This is a genomic window from Nonomuraea thailandensis (assembly GCF_024172165.1).
GTDB classification, from domain to species: domain Bacteria; phylum Actinomycetota; class Actinomycetes; order Streptosporangiales; family Streptosporangiaceae; genus Nonomuraea; species Nonomuraea thailandensis.
This window is the reverse complement of record NZ_JAMZEB010000002.1, coordinates 12,640,204-12,660,138: the sequence shown is the minus strand read 5'-3', so window position 1 is coordinate 12,660,138 and position 19,935 is coordinate 12,640,204. Positions and strand designations below refer to the sequence as shown.

Below are 19,935 nucleotides of genomic sequence, written 5' to 3'. Positions count from 1 at the left end.
GGCGCTAGGCCGCCGTGGGGCCGGAGCTGCCCGGGCTGGCGTGCCAGAGCTGCCTGGGCGGGTTGGCGGTGATGGCCGGGCCGAGGTCGGAGTAGGGCGACAGGCGGAAGCCGTTGGCGTACTCGATCTTGCGCCCGCCGACCCCCGCCAGCTCCTCCGGCGCCCGCTCGATGACGGCGCGCACCGCCTCGATGCCCCGCGACCGCCACAGCGCGTCGAGGTCGGCGAGGTTCCAGCAGTCGACCGCCCGCAGCGACACCGCCCGGGTCCCCGTGCGCCGGACCACCCCCCTGGCCAGCATGAGCCACGAGCCGAACACGATCGACGCGCACCGCCCCTGCACCGACTCGAAGAACGTCAGGTCGACCGGCCCCGTCGAGTCGTCGAGCGTGGTGAAGATGACGCGCTGGCCCGAGCGCACGGCCGGTGTCTGGGTGGCCACCTTGACCCCGGCGACCAGGATCTCCGCCCCGTTGCGCTGGGCGAGCAGGTCTCTGGAACGCACCACCCCCAGCGCGTCGAGCAGCTCGTCGTGGAAGCTGATGACGTGCCGGCTGACGTCGATGCCGAGGATCTCCAGCTCGGCCTCGACCATCTCCGTCTCCGTCATCTCGGGCAGCTCCCCCGGCGACAGCCTCTCGCCGAACCCGAGCGGAAGCTGGACCGCCGGGGGAGCCGCGTTCCTGGAGAGATCCATGTGGGAGTGGTAGCGCTTGGACTTGCGCGGGCCCGCCTGCACGCCGATCGCCGAGGCCCGGTCGAGCACGCCGACCTGGGCGATCAGGTCGCGCCTGGTCAGCTCGCCCGGACGCCAGCGCCGGCGCCCGCCCGGGTGCAGGTCGTGCAGCGCGTCGAGGCCGCCGACCTGGACGATCCGCTCGATCGTGGGCCGCGAGGGCCTGGCGCGGTCCCAGAAGTCGGCCAGCGACGTGTACGGCTGCCCCGCCACCATCCGCTCGACCTCGGCCTCGCTCACGCCCTTGATCGCCGAGAACGGCACCCGCAGTGCGTACCCCTTGCCGATGTCGCCGGCCTTGAAGTCCCTGACCCGCCGCCGCGCGTCGTCGGGAGAGCCCAGCTCAGCAGGCCGCACGCGGAGCTGGACGCGCGGCCCGAGCCGCTCCACCTGCCAGTCCTTGCCCGACTTGTTGATGTCCAGCGGCAGGATCTTCACCCCGCACTGCCTGGCCTCGTCGATGATGACCCGCGGCGGGTACATGCCGGGCTCGTGCGTGAGCACCCCGGCGAAGAACGCCGCCGCGTGGTGCCGCTTGAGCCAGGCCGACTGGTACGTGGGCAGCGCGAACGCCGCCGCGTGCGCCTTGCAGAACCCGAACGAGCCGAACGCGTCCAGCACCTGCCAGGCCCGCTCGACCGACGCGTCGTCGAACCCGTTGGCCTTGGACAGGGGGACGAACGCCCGGCGCACCCTGGCCCGCCCCTCGGGGATGTCGAGCGTGCGCCGCAACATCTCGGCGTAGGACAGGTCACGCCCCGTCATCACCGAGATGATCTTCAGCACCTGCTCGTGGAAGACGACGACGCCGTGCGTCTCGCTCAGCGCCCCCCGCAACCGCTCGTGCGGATAGTACGGCTGCCGCCACCCGTGCCTGGCCTCCAGGTAGGGGGTGACCATGTCGGAGTTGACCGGCCCCGGCCGGAACAGCGAGATGTCCACGATCAGGTCGTGCATCCTGCGCGGCTCCAGCTTGGCCACCAGCTCGCGCTGCCCCGGCGACTCGATCTGGAAGCAGCCGAGGGTGCGGGAGGCGCAGATCATGTCGTAGGTGTCCTGGTCGTCGTGCGGCACGTACTGGACGTCGGGGTCGTCGCCCTGCTGGGTGTCCAGCTCGATCACGACGTCGTCCACGCGCTTGACCTCGCTCAGCGCGTACGCCAGGGCCGACTGCATCCGCACGCCCAGCACGTCGAGCTTGAGCAGCCCGGCCTCCTCCACGTCGTCCTTGTCGAACTGCGACATCGGGAACTCCAGCAGGCTGCGCTCCACCGGCGTGCGGTCGTGCAGCCCGGCGTTGCCGATCAGCACGCCGCACGGGTGCAGCGCGATGTGCCTGGGCAGGCCGTCGAGCTTCTCCGCCAGCCGGAACACCCGGTCGAGCCCGGCCTCGCCGAGCCGGCTCTCGCGCAGCTCGGGCAGGTCCTCCAGGGACGCGGTGATCTGCCTGGCCCTGATGTGCGGGAACGCCTTGGCGATGGCGTCGATCTCGTGCGGCGGCAGGCCCATCGCCCCGGCGACGTCGCGGATGGCGCTGCGTGCCCGGTAGGTCTCCATCATCGACACGCAGGCCACGCGGGACTCGCCGTAGCGGTCGAAGATGGCCTGGTAGCAGTCGAGGCGGCGGGCCGACTCGACGTCCACGTCGATGTCGGGCAGCCCGATGCGGCCCTCCGACAGGAAGCGCTCCATGAGCAGGCCGTGGTCGAGCGGGTTCACCTCGCCGATGCCGATGAGGTAGTTGACCAGGCTGCCGGCGCCGGAGCCGCGGATGGCGCAGCGGATGCCCATGCCGCGGATCATGTCCGTGATGCCGGCCACGGCGATGAAGTAGCCGGACAGGCGCTTGCGCTCGATGATGGCCATCTCGTCCGCGAGCCGGCCCCTGGCGTCGGCGGAGCGGTCGAGGCCGCGCCTGAACAGGCCGTCCTCGACCCGGTGGCGCAGCAGCGGCACGGGGTCGCGGCCGATCTCCGGCAGGTGCAGATCGGGCGGGTCGTTGCGGAGCGCGAGCAGGTCGAGCGGGTCCATCGCGCACGCCTCGGCCAGCCGCCGGGTGGTGAACAGCAGCCTGGCCACCCGCTCCTCGTCCGCGCCGCACACCTTGGCCGCCACCTGCCGCATCTCCTTGGTGCTCTTGAGGTAGGCGTGGGAGGTGGTGCGCTCCAGGTGGCGCGGGTGCAGCGGGACGAGCTGGCGGGCCGCGTCGAGCACGTCGCCGACCTGGTGGTCGGCGGGGTCGAGGTAGCGTACGGCGTTGGTCAGGACCGCCGGAACCCCCGCGGACTCGGCCAGGCCCAGCATGCGCACGGCCGTGGTGGCGTCGCGGAAGCCGTACTGGTCGACCAGCTCGATCACCACGCCGGGCACCGCGGCCCGCCACAGGCCGAGCAGCGCCCTGGCGTGCTCGTCGCGCCGCGCGGCCACCGCGCGGCCCACGTCGGACCTGGGGCCGAGCAGCACCACGAGCCCTTCCTCCGCGCCGAACCCGTGATCTCCGCCCTGACCGCCCGCCCACTCGCCGATCAGCTCGCGGGTCACCCTGGGCGCGCCGCGCTCCCCCGCGCGGTGGGCGGCCGTGACCAGGCGGCACAGGCGCGACCAGCCCTTGCCGCGGGCCAGCACGGTGACGCGGTCCTCGGCGTCGGGGCCGGTGCGCGGGCGTGGCGCGCGGACCCCCGGCACCGGCGTGAAGGCCGGGGCGGGGGCGTCGAGCGCCAGGTTCACGCCGAGCACCGGCGCGATGCCGGCCTCGGCGCACGCCTGGGCGTGCTTGATCGCGCCGTAGAGGCCGTCGCGGTCGGTCAGCGCGAGGATGTCCATCCCGTGCTCCACCGCCCGGTTCACCAGCGCTCGCGGGAACGCGGTGCCGTAGCGCATGGAGTAGGCGGAGCATACGTCGAGGTGCGGGAACGGGGGCGCCATCAGTCCCACGCCCTCAGCAGCAGCCAGCCGTTGCCGGCGGTGTCGTACCGCAGCTCGTAGGAGCCCACCTCGCGGCCCGGGCTGGCCTCCACCCGCCAGAACTGGCGCTCGCCCGGGTCGCCCTCGCCGGTCTTCCACCACTCGCGCGCGACCACCCACTGGTCGAGGACGCGGCGAACGAGGTAGAGCCGGTCGCGCCAGACGAACTGGGTGGGCTCCCCGTCCCTGGTCCACACCTCTATCGGATCGCCATAGAGTCTGCTCAAGATCGCTTCTCCCCGCGGCTCTGGTCCGTATGCTGAGCCACCCGGGGGAAGACGGGCGCTTATGACTCGAACATATGTTCTCCGGCGCCGAAACGCAAGTCGCCCGCCTGCCGTACGAGCGGGTTGGCGCCGATCGAGTTGCGGATGCTGAAGGCCACGCTGCCTGCGCGGTAACGGTCGTCGGAGGTCTCCACGGGGCGGCCCTCATGGGTGGTGGTGGTCCTGCGCTGGCGCAGCAGCGGGCTGCCGCGGCGCACCCCCAGCAGGCGGGCGTCCTGGGCGCCGGCGGGCACCGCGTCGATGAGATGCTCGCCGTAGGCGAACACCAGGCCGATGGACTCGTACAGCGCCTCGGTGACCGACTCGCAGTCGGCGGGCAGCTTCTCGACGGCGCCGGCCACCCACTCCGCGTACACCGTCCGCTCCAGCAGCACGGGCTCGCTCTCCAGCGTGCGCACCCGCAGCACCTCCAGCACCTGCGCCGAGCCCAGCCTGGCGGGCTCGGGGCCGCGGGCGGCCCGGCGGCGCTGGGCGATCACCTGACCGCCGTAGCGGTAGCCGTTCGCGCGCGCCCACTGCGCGAAGCTGTGCAACTCGGCGAAGCTCTGGCTGCGCGTCCTGCCGAGCACGATCCGCCTGGCGCCCTGCCGGGAGCCGACCAGCCCCTCGGCGGCCAGCACGGCGATGGCCTGGCGCACGGTGCCGCGGGCCGCGCCGTGCCGTTCGGCCAGCTCCGCCTCGCTGGGCAGCTGGGAACCGACCGGATGCGCGCCGGACAGGATCTCGTCCCGCAGCTCATCGGCTATCCGTTCATAGCGCGCAACCATCCCCGATCCTTCCCATTCATGAAAGTGCAACATTGATGCGACTTACTGGGGCTCGCTTGTTTGTACAAGTTCTCCTAGGTTCTTGACATACCCCCTGGAAAGTGGAGGCGTCGTGTTCACACCTCGCGCCCGAGCGGCCGGCGTTGTCGCAGCCCTAACCGTAGTCACCGCGGCGTGCGGCGCCGCCCCGAGCACCCAGCAGACCACCCAGGCCTCGCAAGGCGGGGTGAACGCCGCCACCGCCACCTCCGCCGCGGACTTCGGCGGGTTCGACAAGCTGGTCGAGGCGGCCAAGAAGGAGGGCGCCCTGCACGTCATCGCCCTGCCGCCCGACTGGGCCAACTACGGCGAGATCATCGAGAAGTTCCAGGCCAAGTACGGCATCAAGATCGAGAGCGAGACCCCCGACGCGGCCAGCGCCGACGAGATCAACGCCGTCAAGACGCGCAAGGGCCAGGACCGCGCCCCCGACGTGCTCGACCTCGGCCAGTCGTTCGCGATCAGCGGGGCCAAGGAGGGGCTGTTCGCGCCGTACAAGGTGCAGACGTTCGACAAGATCCCCGAGGGCCAGAAGGAGCCGACGGGCCTCTGGGTCAACGACTACGGCGGCTACGTGTCCATCGGCTGCGACGCCAAGAAGATCAAGACCTGCCCGACGAGCTTCGCCGACCTGCTCAAGCCCGAGTACAAGGGGCAGGTCGCGATGAACGGCAACCCGACCGAGTCCGGCTCGGCCTTCGCCGGCGTGTACGCCGCCGCGATCGCCAGCGGCGGCTCCTTCGACGACATCCAGCCCGGCATCGACTTCTTCAAGAAGCTCAGGGACGCCGGCAACTACAACCCGGTCGAGACCACGCCCGCCACCATCGAGAACGGCGAGACCAAGATCAGCATCGACTGGGACTACAACAACGCCGCCTACGCGCCCCAGCTCACCGCCAAGGGCATCGACTGGAAGGTGAACGTGCCGTCCGACGGCAAGTACTTCCAGATGTACGCCCAGGCCATCAACAAGGACGCCCCGCACCCGGCCGCCGCCCGCCTGTGGCAGGAGTACCTCTACAGCGCCGAGGGCCAGAACCTCTACCTCAAGGGCTTCGCCCGGCCCGTCCTGCTGCCCTCGATGACCGCCGACGGCAGCGTGGACCAGGCGCTGGCCGCCAACCTGCCCAAGGTGGACGGCGAGCCCGCGTTCCCGACGACCGAGCAGGTGGACGCCGCCAAGGCCAAGCTGGCCGCCGGCTGGGACACCGCGATCTCGGGATGAGCCGCACCGGTGCAGAGGCGGGGCCGGGCGCCGTCGCGAAGGTGCGGCGGCCTGGCCCCGGTTGGCGGGGCTGGGTGGGGGCGCTGCCGCTGCTGGCGTTCTTCGCGCTCGTGTTCGGCGTTCCCGCCGTCGTGCTGGTGGCGGGGGCGTTCACCGCGCAGGGGCGGCCCAGCCTGGCCAACCTGGCGCAGAGCCTTCAGGGCGGCTACCTCACGGCCATGCTGGGCAGCGTGCGGCTGTCGGCCGTGGTGGCGCTGCTGGGGGCCGTCCTCGGCACATTCCTCGCCCACGCCGTCGTCACCTCGCGCAGCACGATGCTGCGCGAGGCCGTGCTGACCGCGTCCGGCGTGCTGGCCAACTTCGGCGGGGTGCCGCTGGCCTTCTTCTGGATCGCCACGCTCGGCAACTCCGGCGTGGTCAGCGGCCTGGTCGGGCTGCCCTCCGGCTCCCTGTACACGTTCTGGGGGCTGGTGGTGGTCTACCTGTACTTCTCCGTCCCGCTCATGGTGCTGGCCATGGCGCCGGCGCTGGACGGGCTGCGCCCGCAGTGGCGCGAGGCCGCGGCGAGCAGCGGGGCCACCTCCTGGCACTACTGGCGCTTCGTCGCGCTGCCCGTGCTGGCCCCGGCCATGCTGGGCGGGGTGGTGCTGCTGTTCGGCGGGGCCTTCTCCGCCTACGCCACCGCCAACGCCATGGTGGGCACCGTCGTCCCGCTCGTCACGCTGAAGATCGCCAGCGCGCTGACCGGCGACGTGCTGGTCGGCTACGAGAACATCGCGCTGGCGCTCAGCCTCGACATGGTCGTGGTGGCCGGGCTGGTCATGGCGATCTACCTGCCGCTGCAGAGGAGGACCTCCCGATGGCTGCACTGACCGGCCTGGAACGGGTCTCGGGCGCCGCGCCGCGGCGGCCCGGGGCGTGGTGGCGCGGGCTGGTGTTCCTGCTGGCCGTGATCTACTTCCTGGTCCCCCTGGGCACCGCCTTCTGGTACACGGTCCACACGCCCACCGCCGGCGTGTCGCTGTCGGCGTACGGCGAGCTGCTCACGGCCGACGGCTTCGTCCGGTCGCTGTCGCTCTCGCTCGGGCTGGCCCTGGCCACGATCGTGGTCGTGCTGCTGCTGGCGCTGCCGGCGATGCTGGCCGTCCGGCTCTTCGCGCCCCGGCTGCGGCCCGTCATGGAGGTGCTGTGCACGTTGCCGCTGGTGGTGCCGCCGATCACGTTCGTGGCGGGGATCGGCACGGCGCTGCGCGGCGGGACCGACCTGCTGGCGCCCACCCCGTTCTGGGCCACGCTGATCGCCGTGCAGGACCCGGCGTTCCCCGTGGTGCTGGTGCTGGCGTACGTGGTGCTGGTGCTGCCGTTCGTCTACCGGTCGCTGGACGCCGGGCTGCGCACCATGGACGTGCGGACGCTGGTCGAGGCGGCCCGCAACCTCGGCGCGTCGTGGCCGTACGTGCTGGCCCGGGTCATCGTGCCCAACCTGCGCCCGGCCCTGGCCAGCGCGTCGTTCCTGACGCTGGCGCTGGTGCTGGGCGAGTACACCGTGGCCAGCCTGCTCGGCTACGAGCCGTTCGCCGTGTGGATCGTGACGGTGTCGGGCTCCAGGGGACAGCTCTCGGTCGCGGTGTCGATCCTGAGCCTGCTGCTCATCTGGCTGCTGCTGCTCGCGGTGTCCACCATCTTCAGCAAGGAGAAAGGGAAATGACCGCATCGGTGGAGTTCCGCGCGCTGCGGCGGACGTTCGGCAGGACGGTCGCGCTGGACGGCCTGGACCTGGTCGTCGCGCCCGGCGAGCTCGTCGCCCTGCTCGGCCCCTCGGGCTGCGGCAAGACGACGGCGCTGCGCTGCGTGGCCGGGTTCGAGCGGCCCGACTCGGGGGCCGTGCTGGTGGACGGCAAGGACGTCACGAACGTCCCCGCCAACAAGCGGGACGCGGGCATGGTCTTCCAGTCCTACTCCCTCTTCCCCAACCTGAACGCCCGCGACAACGTCGCCTTCGGCCTGCGCGTGCGCAAGGTCCCGGTGGCCACCAGGCGGGCCAGGGCGGACGAGCTCCTCGAACTCGTCGGCCTGCCCACCCACGCCGACCGCTACCCGCACCAGCTCTCCGGCGGCCAGCAGCAGCGCGTCGCGCTGGCCCGCGCGCTCGCCCTGGAGCCGCGCGTGCTGCTGCTGGACGAGCCTCTGTCGGCACTGGACGCCAAGGTACGGGTCGCGCTGCGCGAGGAGATCCGCCGTCTCCAGCTCGACCTCGGCATCACCACCATCTTCGTCACCCACGACCAGGAGGAGGCCCTGTCGGTCGCGGACCGGGTCGCGGTGCTGCGCGACGGGCGCCTCGAACAGGTCGGCGCGCCCGCCGAGGTGTACGACCGGCCGGCCACGCCGTTCGTGGCGGAGTTCGTCGGCACCATGAACCACCTGGCCGGGCGGGTCTCCGGCGACCAGGTGACGGTGCTCGGCCAGCTCCTCCCGGTGGACGGCCCCGTTCCTGCGGATCCGTCCGTGGACGTGCTGATCCGTCCGGAGGCGGTGCAGGTCGTCCCGGCCGAGGACGGGCCCGCCGAGGTGCTGGCGGCCTCGTTCCGCGGCGCCTCCGTACGGCTCAGGCTCGCCGTGGAGGGCGGCGAGGTGCTCGCGGACGTGCCCGGCCACGAGGCCGCCAGGCTCGGCCCCGGCGCGCGCGTCTCGGTGCGCCTGGTGGAGCGGCCCGTCCTCGTGGCGGCCCGCACCGTCACCGCCCCCGCACCCGTCGTGGCCGCCGATGCGGTCTGACCCGGCGGCCGTCCTGCTCGACATGGACGGCACCCTGGTGGACACCGAAGGGCTGTGGTGGCAGGCCGTCGCGTCCGTCGCGGGGCGCCCGCTCACGGCCGGGGACCTGCCCTTCGTCCACGGCCGCACCATCGAGGACGTGGCCGCCTACCTCGGCTCGCCCGAGCTGGCCGGCCCTCTCACCGACGCCTTCGCCGACCGCGTACGGCGGGACCTGACGGTGGTGCGGGGAGCGCCCGAGCTCCTGGCCGGCCTGGCCGCCGGCGCCGTCCCCACCGCCCTGGTCAGCGCCTCCCCCCGGAGCATCGTGGAGCTGGTGCTGCCCCGGCTGGGGCACACGTTCGACCTGGTGATCGCGAACGAGGACACGGAGCGGGGCAAGCCGTGGCCGGACCCGTACCTGGAGGCCGCCCGGCGTCTCGGGGCCGAGCCCTCACGGTGCGTGGCCATCGAGGACAGCCCGGCGGGGATCGCGGCGGCCAGGGCGGCGGGGTGCCGGGTGATGGTGGCGTCGCCGGAGAAGGGGCTGCCGTCGGTGCGTGCCGTACGCGGCTGGGAGGAGGGGTGAGGCCCGCCGTTGTGCCAGGCCGTACGCGTGTCTTGGCGCTGGATCTGCGGCGGGAAGCCCCGCATCGGTAAGCTAGCGCGCCGTGAGCGGTGAAACCTCCCACATCGGGCGCTACAGGCTGCTTGGCGTGCTCGGGCGCGGCGGGATGGGCACGGTCCATCTCGCCGAGGACCCCACTGGGCAACGAGTCGCCGTCAAGGTGATCAATCCGGAGCTCAGCCAGCACGAGCAGTTCCGCATGCGCTTCCGCAGGGAGGCGGACTCGGCTCAGCGGGTGCGCAGGTTCTGCACGGCCGCCGTGATCGAGGCCGCGCTCGCCGGCGACCAGCTCTACGTGGTCACCGAGTACGTGCCGGGCCCCAACCTCGAAGAGGCCGTACGCCAGTCCGGCCCCCTGCGCGGCTCCAGCCTCGACGCGCTGGCCGTGAGCGTGGCCACCGCGCTCACCGCCATCCACGCCGCCGGGGTCGTGCACCGCGACCTCAAGCCGTCGAACGTGCTGCTGTCACCCGTCGGCCCTCGCGTGATCGACTTCGGCATCGCGCGGGCGCTCGACACGCTCGGCGGCGTCACCGGCACCGGCGAGATCGTCGGCACGCCCCGGTACATGGCCCCCGAGGTGCTGCGGGGCGACCCGGTCTCCCCCGCCTGCGACGTGTTCTCGTGGGGCTGCCTGGTGGCGTTCGCGGCCAGCGGGCGGGCGCCGTTCGGCGGCGACACCCTGCCCTCCATCGTCTACCAGGTGCTCAACAGCGAGCCGAACCTCGACGCCGTCGAGCCCGGCCTGCGCGAGCTGGTCGCGGCGGCGCTGCGCAAGGACCCGGCCACGCGGCCCACCGCGCAGCAGCTGCTCGACCACCTCGTGGGCCGGGCGGCGGCGCCGGAGCAGGCCGCGCACACCGTGCAGGTGGCCTGGCAGACCACTCCCTACACGTCCTCCTCCCCGGCGGTCGCGGGGCGGCGTCCTCGCCGCGGGCGGCTGTACGGAGCGCTGGCTGCGGCCGTCGCGGTCCTGGTGGCCGGGGGCGTGGCCGCGTGGGCGGTGCTCGTGCCCGGCGGGCCGCCCGACGACATGGGCGTGCTCTACCGGGAGGACTTCACGCAGACCTCCGGCGGCTGGAACGGCGTGTACGACCCCGAGGACACCACCAGCCAGGGATACCGGGCGGACGGGACGTACGGGCTGGACGCGGAGTGGGACGACGGCCTCGACGAACGCTGGGCCAAGGCGCCCGTCCCCTTCCTGACCAGCACGCCCACGGGCACGCCCGACCCGTCGGCCACGCCCACGCCGATGTTGCCCTCGTCCGTGGTCATCGCGGTCACCGCCAACGTCACGAAAACCGTCGGGTCCGGTGAGTACGGCATCTACTGCCACAACTTCGACGAGGACGACTACTACGAGTTCGGGCTGGACACGAAGGGCAGCGCCAGGATCCGGCGCATCGTGGACGGGGCGGGCGGGACGCTGGCCCAGCCGGTGCAGGTGAGCGATCTGCGGGGCAAGGCGCGGCTGGTGGCGGCGTGCGAGCAGTCGGGGGCCACCGTGCGGCTGCGGATGTGGGTGAACGACGAGCTGGTGCAGGACGTGGAGGATCCGAACGGGATCGGGAACGGGTCCCTGGGATTGTTCGCCCGTACGCCGGAGGATGGGCGGTCGTTGCTGAAGACCACGTTCGACGACTTCGAGCTGCGGGGGAACAAGGAGCCCTGACGCCCGTTCGCCGGGGCTCGAACGGCCGCGTTTCGCATCGGGGGGCGGCGGCGCTCAGAGGACGCCTGCGCGGGCGGCGGCGCTCAGAGGACGCCTGCGCGGGCGGCGGCCAGGGCGGCGTCGGCGGCGCGGTCGGCGTCGCGCTCCGTCACCGGCTCGTGGGCGACGAACAGCCGGTAGTAGACGGGCGCGACCGCCACCCTGATCACCTCGCTCGGGTCCACGACGTCGGGCAGCTCACCGCGCGCGACCGCCCGCCGCACCACCACGGCCGACTGCTCGTGCCTGGCCGCGAAGAACCCGTGCAGCGCCCGCGCCGCGGCGGCATCCTGTACGGCCGCCGCCACGAACGCCGTCGACACCGGCCCCAGCTCCGGATCGGCGAACCCGCTGCGTACGAGCTGCACCACCCCCCGCAGATCCCCCTCGACGGACCCGGTGTCGGGAATCGGCCAGGGCTCGTCCCCGGCCAGCTCCAGCGCGTCGGAGACCAGCCCCTCGACCCCGCCCCAGCGCCGGTAGACGGTCGTCTTGTGCACGCCTGACCGCTCGGCGACGTTCTCCACCGTCAAGCCCTGGTAGCCCCGCTCGGCCAGCTCGGCGAGCGTGGCCTGCCGCACGGCGTCACGGACCCGCGCGCTCCGTCCTCCAGGGCGCTTGCTCGTTTCCAAAAACTACTCCAGTTGCATTAGCTTTGCCCGCATGGCACACTAACGCTACCTCAGTTGCGATTGGAGTTCCATCCTGATCAGTCTCCGCAGAGTCTTCAAGTCCTACGGCGAGCGCGCCGTCCTCACCGGCGTCTCCCTGTCCGCGGGGCCGGGCGAGCGCGTCGGCATCGTCGGCGAGAACGGCTCGGGCAAGTCCACGCTGATGCGCCTGCTGGCCGGGGTGGAGCGGCCCGACGACGGCGAGGTGCGGGTGTCCGGCGACGTCGGCTATCTCGGCCAGACGCTCGGCCTGCCGCCCACCCACACCGTCCAGCAGGCCGTCGACGCCGCGCTGGCCGGTCTGCGGGCCATGGAGCGCAGGATGCGGGAGCTGGAGTCCGCGCTGACCGAGGAGGTCATGGACGAGTACGGCGAGCTGCTCACGGCGTACGAGCTGCGCGGCGGCTACGAGGCGGACGCCCGCGTGGACCGGGCGTTCCACGGCCTCGGGCTGGCCCACGTGGGCCGCGAGCGGCGGCTGTCCAGCCTGTCGGGCGGCGAGCAGGCGCGGCTCGGCCTGGCCTGCGTGCTGGCCGCCGCGCCACGCGTGCTGCTGCTCGACGAGCCGACCAACCACCTCGACGAGCCGGCGCTGACCTGGCTGGAGGGCCGGCTGCGCGAGCACAGGGGCGCGGTCGCCGTGGTCTCGCACGACCGCGTCTTCCTCGATCGGGTCGCCACGGCGGTCGTCGAGGTCGAGCACGGCTCCGCCACCCGCTTCGGAGGCGGCTACACCGGCTTCCTCGCGGCCAAGGCGGCGGCCAGGGCGCGCTGGGAGCAGGCCTACGCGGCATGGCGCGAGGAGGTGCGGCAGGTCCGCGAACACGCCTCCACCACCGCGCACCGGGTGGCCGCCGGCCGGCTGATGCGAGACAACAACAAGATGGCCTACGACCGCAACGCCGGGCGCGTGCAGAGCTCGGTGGCCGCCCGCGTCCGTAACGCACACGAGCGGCTGCGCCGCCTGGAGGCCGACCCGGTGCCCCGCCCACCTGCCCCGCTCCGCTTCCACGGCACCTTCGGCACGGCCTCGGCACCTGGAGGGCCGGACGAGGCGGCAGCCGCCGCCGAACCCGCAACCCCACACGGCGGCGCTGCGGGGCACGCTGCTGACGGCACGAGCGAGGGCATGGCGGCGCGCGGCGTGAGCGGAGGCGCGGCGGCTCGCGTGCTCGTGGAACTGCGCGACCTTCGGGTCGGCGACCGGCTGCGGATCGAGTCGCTGACGATCAGGCAGGGCGAGCGGCTCCTGGTCCGGGGCGCCAACGGGGCGGGCAAGTCCACGCTGCTCCAGGCCCTGGCCGACCGGGCCGATTGCAGGGTCGGCCACCTGCCGCAGGAGGTGACGTTCGATCCCGGGCAGAGCGTGCTGGAGGCGTACGGGGAGGGTTACGCGGACGAGCGCCGCGCCATGCTGCTGAACACCGGCCTGTTCAGGGCGCACACCCTCGACCAGAAGGTGAGCGAGCTGTCGGTCGGGCAGCGGCGCAGGCTGGCGCTGGCCCGGCTGCTGGCGCGCGAGCACGACCTGCTGCTGCTCGACGAGCCGACCAACCACCTGTCACCGGTCCTGGCCGAGGAGCTGGAGCGGGCCCTCGACGCGTACCGGGGCGCACTCGTCCTGGTCTCGCACGACCGCGCGCTCGTCCGGCGCTTCCGCGGGGCGGAGATCGAGCTGGCGGGAGGCCGCCTACGTTGACCGACACCCCGGCCACCGCCGACCGGCACTCATCGAGACCGACCACCACCATCGGGGGGCATCCATGTTGACCATGATCGAAGCAGGCGCGCCGTACGGCATCGCGACCGCGGCCGACGGGGCCATCTGGTTCACACTCGCCCACCAGGGCTGCGTCGGCAGGCTCGTCCCCGGCGAGGAGCCCGTGATCCACCGGCTCGACCCGGCCGACGGCCTGCCGACGGTGATCACGCCGGGGCCCGGCGGGGCGATGTGGTTCACCGAGTACAAGGGCGGGCGCATCAGCCGCATCACCACCGACGGGCAGCTCACGGTCCACGAGGCGACCACCCCGTACGGCATCACGGCCGGGCCGGACGGGGCGATGTGGTTCACCCAGATCGAGGCCGGAAAGATCGGGCGAATCGGGGCCGATGGGGCGTTGACCGCGTTCGAGGTGCCGGTGGAGGGCGGCATGCCGTCGTTCATCACGGCGGGGCCCGACGACGCCCTCTGGTTCACCCTCAACCAGGGCAACGCCATCGGGCGCATCTCACTCGCTGGCGAGATCACCGTACATCCGCTGCCCACCGAGGGGGCTGCCCCGGTGGGGATCACGCTCGGGCCCGACGACGCCCTCTGGTTCGTCGAGATCGGGGCAGGCCAGGTCGGGCGCATCGACACCACCGGCAAGATCACCGAGCATCCGCTCCCCGACCGCGCCGCCCGCCCGCACGCCATCATCACCGGGCCCGGCGGAGCCCTCTGGTTCACGCAGTGGGCCGCCGACCGCGTCGGCCGCATCACCGTGGACGGCACCATCGAGGAGCACGCGCTGCCCAGCGTGCCGGGCAGGGATGGGGACCAGGGCAAGGGCGAACCTCACGGGCTGACCGTCGGGCCGGACGGGGCAGTCTGGGTCGCGCTGGAGGCAGGCGCCCTGGCCCGCCTCGGCTGACGACCACTACGCTGCACGCTCCGTTGTGGGCTGCGCCGGATGCGCCCGCGCGCCGCCGCGGGCTGCGCTGAGTGCGCCCACCCACCACGGCAGGCTGGGCCGGGTGCGGCCCACACACCACCGCGGGCCGAGCCGGATGCCCCACACACCACCGCGGGCCGAGCCGGGCGCGCTCAGACACCACCGAGGGCGAGCCGGGTGCGCCCACACGCCGCCGCGGGCCGAGCCGGGTGCGCCCCACACGCACCCGGCCCAGCCCAACGCCACAGCCCTGCGACCGCACGTCCCTCCGGCCCTCCGGCCCTACGCCCTACGAAGCCACGCCCCACGGCCTCACAGCCCGCCGCCTCACGGCCACACAACCCGCACAGCCGCCGTCTCACGGCCCCGCCGCTCCACGGCCTCTACGGCCCCGCAACCCTGCGACCCCGCAATCCCACGACCTCACGACCCCGCAGACCCACGGCCTCGCAGCCGCACGGCGTCTGCCCTCTTCGGCGGTGGTCAGGGAATCAGGAGCAGCTTTCCGGTGGTGCGGCGGGCGGCCAGGTCCTCGTGCGCCTGCCGGGCGTCAGCCAGCGGATACCGGTGCGAGATGTTGATCGCGAGCTCTCCCCGGGTGATCCACCCGAACAGGTCGGAGGCGCGCTGCAGCAGCTCCTGCCGCTCGGCGATGTAGTGGACGAGCGTGGGCCTGGTGAGGAAGAGCGAGCCCTGCTTGTTGAGCGTCTGGGGGTCGAACGGCGGGACGGGCCCGCTGGCGGCGCCGTACAGGGCCATGAGGCCGCGCGGACGCAGCGCCTCCAGCCCGCCGTCGAACGTGGACCTGCCGACACCGTCGTACACCACGTCGATCTGGCCGCGCAGCGCCTCGGCGAAGTCGTCGTAGCGCAACACCTCGTCCGCCCCCGCCTCCCTGGCCAGCTTCTCCTTCTCGCTGGTGGAGACCGTGGTGTACACCTTGGCACCCTTGAGCTTGGCCAGCTGGACCAGCAACTGCCCCATGCCGCCCGCCCCGGCGTGCACGAGAACCTGGTCGCCCTCCTTGACCTCGTGCGTGGAGTGGGTCAGGTAGTGGGCCGTCATCCCCTGCAACATCGCCGCAGCCGCCACCTCGGCCGACACCCCGTCCGGCACCGGCACCACCCGGTGCGCCGGCACGACGGCCTTGTCGGCGTAGCTGCCGAGCACGTTCGCCCAGGCGACGGTGTCGCCCACGGCCACGTCCCGCACACCGGCCCCGACGGCCGACACCGTGCCCGCGCCCTCGGAGCCGATGGGGGTGGGCAGGGGGAGGGGGTACGCGCCTGAGCGGTGGTAGATGTCGATGAAGTTCACGCCACTGGCGGCGACGTCGACCACGACCTCCCCGTCACCGGGGACAGGGTCGGGCCGCTCGACGTATTCGAGAGCCTCTGGGCCGCCTGGGGCGGAGACGATGATGGCATGCATGCTCCTAGTCAACCCCTCCCCTCGATCCCGACGCCACCCGGGGCCAGCCCCACCGCGCACCCCCATGAGGACTCCCGCCTGACCACGATCCCCGCCTGAGCCGGACTCCCGTCGGCCGTGTTCCCCGCCGTGCCAAGTTCCCCTTGGCCGTGGTCCCGCCGTGCCAGGGTTCCCGTCGTACCTTGGTTCCTGCCGTGCCATGGTTCCCACCCGCCGTGGCATGGTTCCCGCCCGGGACAGGCCGCTCGCCCGGACAGGACGCTCGCCCGGACAGGGCGCTCGCCCGGACAGGGCGCTCGCTCGGACGGCACCGGACGGGCACCGCTGTGGCCGGCGGATCTGGTCGCTGGAACGGGCCGACGGGAGCGCTGCCCGGCCACGACGCTCATTCAGCCACGATTCCTGCCTGGCCACGCCGTTCGGGCGCACTCCGCAGTGAACGTCACCAGGGTGTGGCGAGTGCCTGTTGTAGCCTCACTTGCGTGGACATCGCAGGATCTATCTGGTCATTCGCCGCCGTGGTCGCGCTGCTCACGCTGACGCCCGGCCTCGACACCGCCCTGATCCTGCGTACGTCCGTGCTGGCCGGGCGGCGGCCCGCCTGGGGTGTGACGCTAGGCATCCAGCTCGGCACGCTCTGCTGGGGCGTGCTCACCGCCGCCGGGCTGTCGGCGCTGCTGGCCGCCTCTCAGGTGGCCTACGACGTGCTGCGCTGGGCCGGAGCGGCGTACCTGGTGTGGATGGGGCTGCGCATGCTGCTGGCCAGGCACGAGCAACAGCCTGATGGGCAGCAGCAGGAGGAGATGCGCTTCGGCAAGGGGTTGCGGCGGGGGCTGCTGACGAACCTGCTCAATCCGAAGGTGGGCGCGTTCTACGTGGCCATGTTGCCGCAGTTCATCCCCGCGGAGGCGCCGCACGTGCTGATGGGGCTGACGCTGGCCGGGGTGCACGTGGTGGAGGGGCTGGTGTGGAGCGCACTGCTGATCGGGTTCGCGTCGTGGATGGGCGGGATCCTGCGCTCGGCTGCTGTCCGGCGGTTCCTCGACCGGCTGACCGGCGTGGTGATCGTGGGGTTCGGGATACGGCTCGCCGTGAGCGACTGAGCCAGGGTGAGCGATCCGGCGCCCTCGGAGCGACCGAGCCGGACACGACTGACTGAGCCGAACGTTTCCGGCCCGACCCCGCCGAAGCGGCTGAGCGCCGCATGTCATGAGATGTCAGCCGTGGGCGGGCCAGCCCATGAGGCGGGCGCCGAGGACGGCCGTTTCCAGGGTGAAGCGCTGGGTCGGGTCGTCGGGTGAGAAGCCGGTCAGGCGGCGGATGCGTTCCAGCCGGTACGTCACCGCCCGCGGGCTGACCCCCAGCCGTCGCGCCGCGGCCGTCTGGTTGCCATGGGAGGCGAAGATCGCTTCCAGGGTCTCCAGCAGCGGCTCGTGCCCGCCCCGCGCCTCCAGCAACGGGCTGAGCACGCTGTCCACGAGGTCCTCGATGGCGCTCCTGTCGCGCAGCAGCACGGGAAAGACCAGCAGGTCGGCGGCCTTGACCACGTCGATCTTGAGGCGGAGCCCGTCGGCCAGATCCAGGGCCTGCGCCGCTTCCCGGTAGGAGGTCACCACTCCCCCGGGCCCCCGATGTGCGCGGCCGACGCCGACGCGCCAGCCGGGCGGGAAGCGAGCGCGTACGTGATGGGTGAACTCCCCCACGGCGGCGGGCAGGGCGGCGGGGGCGACGCACACCAGTAAGCCGTCGCGTACGGCGACGAGCACGTTGTGGGAGCCGAACCGGGCGATCAGGTCGCGCTCGATGCGGTCCCGATCGCCCTCGACACGGTCCCGATCGCCCTCGGCACGGCCCTGGCCACGCGCCACCCGCGCCGCCCGTCCCACCCGGCCAGGGTCAGGCTCCACCTGGCCGGCCTCACGCCCCACCAGGTCAGCGTCGGACCGGTCCTGGGGAGAGGAGCGCGGGCCACGGGCCACCGTCACCACGTACGACTCGGCCAGCCGCAGCCCGAAGTGCTCGGCCCGTTCCGCCAGCCGCTCCGCCCGCCCCTGCAGCAGATCGTCCACGAACTCCCTGCGTGCCCCCTCCTCGCTCCGGATGGCCGCGAGCTGCGCCCCCTCGTACCCCTCCATCAGCGCGAAGACCGCCTTGCGCAGCGCGGGCAGCACCCCCGGCAGCTCCTCCCCTGCGGCGAGCGCGGCGTCGACCAGGGCCCGCAGCGACAGCCCCAGCTCGGCGGCCCTGGCGCCGGCGGCGCGGTAGGCGTCCAGCGCCTCCCGGTCGGGTGACCGGCCGGTCGCCGCGTGGTCCGCCAGCCGCTGCCAGTGCCCCTTGAGCAGGTCGGCGGGCAGCTCGGAGATCGCCATCAGACTCCTACGTCACGCCTGTCGAAGGCGAGCACCGCGGTGAGGGCGAGCACGGCCGTCGCCCCCGCGAGGACAAGGTAGTCCCCGACCGGCAGCCCTTCGAACAGGGGCCTGCCGTCGGCGTAGTAGTGGAACGGCGAGACCCACTTCAGCCAGGCGATGGCGTCCACGGACCGGCCCACGGTGACCACGGTGTAGCCGGCCGCCGCCCACACGCCCACGACGGCGGAGGCGACGAGCCTGCGCCCGGTGGCGGCGCCGACGGCGAGGGCCACGGTGCCGGCGAACAGGCCGAGCAGGAGCACCCCGGTGTGCCCGGCGAGGATCCGGTCGAACGGCACCCCGGTCTCCATGAGCGCGCTCATCCCCACGGCCGCGACGAACGTCACGGCGGCCACCAGGAGCAGCCCGAGGGCCAGCGCGGCGAACTTGTCGAGCACGAGCCGCCGCCGGTCCACCGGCAGCGTGACGACCAGTTCGAGCGTGCCGGTCTCCTCGGGCCCGGCCAGGGCCCGGTTGGCCAGCAAGGTCGCGCAGGCGATGAACAGCATGGGGACGAAGAGCTGGTAGACGACCGTCTGGAGGAAGCCGGCGCCGGACACCATGTCGGTCATGCCGCCCATGAGATCGCGCAGCGCGCCGGGGAACTTGGCGACGGCGGCCGGCCCGTACGTCTCCGGGCTCTCCTTGATGCTGCCGTAGACGGTCAGGTAGAGGGTGATGAAGGCGCTGATGCCGATGGTCCACCAGATCAGCATCCGCCGGCAGTCACGCAGGCTTCTGGCGATCATCGTGCTCCTCCTCGTCGCTGTAGTAGGTCAGGAAGATCTCCTCCAGGTCCGGCTCGGCGCTGACCAGGTGGACGACCGTGAACTGCGCCGCCGCCTTGATCAGCGCGTCGGGGCGGCCGTCGATCGTGCAGCGCACGCCGGCCCCTTCGACGCGCAGGTCGCGTACGCCGGGCAGGTTCTCGAAGGCGGCGGGCGGCACGGGCGACTCGAAGTGCAGCTCGACCCTGCGCACCGCCTTCTCGCGCAGCGCGGCGACGTTCTCGACGGCGACGAGCCGCCCGGAGCGCACGATGCCGACCCGGTCGGAGACGCTCTCCACCTCGGCCAGCACGTGCGAGGACATCAGCACGGTGCGGCCGGACGTGCGCACCTCGCGCACCAGCGCCAGGAACTCCTGCTGCACCAGCGGGTCCAGCCCCATGGTCGGCTCGTCGAGTATCACGAACTCCGGCTCGTGCATGAACGCCTGGATGAGCCCGATCTTCTGCTTGTTGCCCTTGGAGAGCTTGCGCATGGGCACCGTCAGGTCGGCGTCGAACCGCTCGGCCAGCGCCTCGATCCGGGAGGCCGGCACACCGCCGCGCACCCGGCCCAGGAAGCGCAGGTAGTCGACGGCCCGGTCGCGGCCTTCCAGCACCAGCTCGCCCGGCAGGTAGCCGATCCTGGCGCGGGTGGCGGGCTCGCGCGGGGCCCCGCCGAGCACCCGTACGGTGCCGCTGGTGGGCCTGATCACGTCGAGCAGGAGCCGCAGGGTCGTGGTCTTGCCCGCGCCGTTGGGCCCCAGGTAACCGAAGATCTCCCCCGGCTGGATCTCCAGGGTGAGGTCCTCCAGGCCGCGCCGCCTGCCGTAGTACTTGGTCAGCCCTTCGGCCTGCACTACTGCTGTCATGCCCGCA

At 72.7% G+C, this 19,935-nt stretch carries 17 protein-coding genes; 9 read left to right on the top strand and 8 right to left on the bottom strand.

The genetic code is table 11. The features are described 5' to 3' along the window. Positions 1 to 4: 4 nt before the first annotated feature. Genes HD597_RS62835 through HD597_RS62825 form a run of 3 tightly spaced genes read right to left on the bottom strand, consistent with a single transcriptional unit; the run spans position 5 to position 4,754 of the window. Complete coding sequence (locus tag HD597_RS62835) at positions 5 to 3,661, bottom strand: DNA polymerase III subunit alpha (protein WP_253759027.1); 3,657 nt, start codon at positions 3,659 to 3,661, stop codon at positions 5 to 7. Then, positions 3,661 to 3,927 (bottom strand): DUF6504 family protein, encoded by a 267-nt coding sequence (locus HD597_RS62830; protein WP_253759025.1) that lies wholly within the window; start codon positions 3,925 to 3,927, stop codon positions 3,661 to 3,663. Before HD597_RS62830 ends, HD597_RS62835 begins: the two co-directional genes overlap by 1 nt. Positions 3,928 to 3,986: 59 nt before the next feature. Then, complete coding sequence (locus HD597_RS62825) at positions 3,987 to 4,754, bottom strand: GntR family transcriptional regulator (protein ID WP_253759023.1); 768 nt, start codon at positions 4,752 to 4,754, stop codon at positions 3,987 to 3,989. A gap of 226 nt (positions 4,755 to 4,980) precedes the next feature. On the opposite strand from HD597_RS62825, the gene HD597_RS62820 reads away from it, so the two are divergent. From HD597_RS62820 to HD597_RS62795, 6 genes are all read left to right on the top strand, one after another. Beyond that, on the top strand, positions 4,981 to 6,021 hold the full coding sequence (locus HD597_RS62820) for an ABC transporter substrate-binding protein (RefSeq protein ID WP_253759021.1): 1,041 nt from the start codon (positions 4,981 to 4,983) through the stop codon (positions 6,019 to 6,021). Then, positions 6,018 to 6,893, top strand: coding sequence for an ABC transporter permease (locus HD597_RS62815; protein WP_253759018.1), 876 nt, complete (start codon positions 6,018 to 6,020; stop codon positions 6,891 to 6,893). The genes HD597_RS62820 and HD597_RS62815 overlap by 4 nt, the downstream gene beginning before the upstream one ends. Further along, positions 6,881 to 7,729, top strand: coding sequence for an ABC transporter permease (locus HD597_RS62810; RefSeq protein ID WP_253759016.1), 849 nt, complete (start codon positions 6,881 to 6,883; stop codon positions 7,727 to 7,729). Before HD597_RS62815 ends, HD597_RS62810 begins: the two co-directional genes overlap by 13 nt. Further along, positions 7,726 to 8,799 carry an ABC transporter ATP-binding protein gene (locus tag HD597_RS62805; protein WP_253759014.1) on the top strand — a complete coding sequence of 358 codons (1,074 nt, stop codon included), beginning with the start codon at positions 7,726 to 7,728 and terminating at the stop codon, positions 8,797 to 8,799. Before HD597_RS62810 ends, HD597_RS62805 begins: the two co-directional genes overlap by 4 nt. Then, positions 8,789 to 9,367: an HAD family hydrolase gene (locus tag HD597_RS62800; RefSeq protein ID WP_253759012.1), complete on the top strand. Its 579-nt coding sequence runs from the start codon at positions 8,789 to 8,791 to the stop codon at positions 9,365 to 9,367. The genes HD597_RS62805 and HD597_RS62800 overlap by 11 nt, the downstream gene beginning before the upstream one ends. An 82-nt stretch (positions 9,368 to 9,449) precedes the next feature. Further along, a complete protein-coding gene (locus HD597_RS62795; RefSeq protein WP_253759010.1) occupies positions 9,450 to 11,081 on the top strand; it encodes a serine/threonine-protein kinase in 1,632 nt (543 codons plus the stop codon). 83 nt (positions 11,082 to 11,164) lie between these two features. Here HD597_RS62795 and HD597_RS62790 read toward each other — a convergent pair whose 3' ends face one another. After that, positions 11,165 to 11,752, bottom strand: coding sequence for a TetR/AcrR family transcriptional regulator (locus HD597_RS62790; protein ID WP_253759008.1), 588 nt, complete (start codon positions 11,750 to 11,752; stop codon positions 11,165 to 11,167). A gap of 70 nt (positions 11,753 to 11,822) precedes the next feature. Between HD597_RS62790 and HD597_RS62785 the strand changes: the two genes are divergently transcribed. Both HD597_RS62785 and HD597_RS62780 read left to right on the top strand, forming a co-directional pair. Next, positions 11,823 to 13,490 (top strand): ABC-F family ATP-binding cassette domain-containing protein, encoded by a 1,668-nt coding sequence (locus HD597_RS62785; RefSeq protein ID WP_253759987.1) that lies wholly within the window; start codon positions 11,823 to 11,825, stop codon positions 13,488 to 13,490. Positions 13,491 to 13,563: 73 nt separating this feature from the next. Continuing rightward, complete coding sequence (locus HD597_RS62780; RefSeq protein WP_253759006.1) at positions 13,564 to 14,427, top strand: Vgb family protein; 864 nt, start codon at positions 13,564 to 13,566, stop codon at positions 14,425 to 14,427. Between the two features lie 504 nt (positions 14,428 to 14,931). Here HD597_RS62780 and HD597_RS62775 read toward each other — a convergent pair. After that, a complete protein-coding gene (locus tag HD597_RS62775) occupies positions 14,932 to 15,879 on the bottom strand; it encodes a quinone oxidoreductase family protein (RefSeq protein ID WP_253759004.1) in 948 nt (315 codons plus the stop codon). Positions 15,880 to 16,361: 482 nt separating this feature from the next. On the opposite strand from HD597_RS62775, the gene HD597_RS62770 reads away from it, so the two are divergent. Continuing rightward, a complete protein-coding gene (locus tag HD597_RS62770; RefSeq protein WP_253759003.1) occupies positions 16,362 to 16,982 on the top strand; it encodes a LysE family translocator in 621 nt (206 codons plus the stop codon). Positions 16,983 to 17,096: 114 nt separating this feature from the next. Here HD597_RS62770 and HD597_RS62765 read toward each other — a convergent pair whose 3' ends face one another. The 3 genes from HD597_RS62765 to HD597_RS62755 are packed head-to-tail and all read right to left on the bottom strand — an operon-like array spanning position 17,097 to position 19,928. Next, positions 17,097 to 18,248, bottom strand: coding sequence for a PucR family transcriptional regulator (locus HD597_RS62765; RefSeq protein WP_253759001.1), 1,152 nt, complete (start codon positions 18,246 to 18,248; stop codon positions 17,097 to 17,099). Beyond that, positions 18,248 to 19,039 carry an ABC transporter permease subunit gene (locus tag HD597_RS62760; RefSeq protein ID WP_253758999.1) on the bottom strand — a complete coding sequence of 264 codons (792 nt, stop codon included), beginning with the start codon at positions 19,037 to 19,039 and terminating at the stop codon, positions 18,248 to 18,250. Before HD597_RS62760 ends, HD597_RS62765 begins: the two co-directional genes overlap by 1 nt. Continuing rightward, positions 19,017 to 19,928 (bottom strand): ABC transporter ATP-binding protein, encoded by a 912-nt coding sequence (locus HD597_RS62755; RefSeq protein WP_253758997.1) that lies wholly within the window; start codon positions 19,926 to 19,928, stop codon positions 19,017 to 19,019. Before HD597_RS62755 ends, HD597_RS62760 begins: the two co-directional genes overlap by 23 nt. Positions 19,929 to 19,935: the final 7 nt, after the last annotated feature.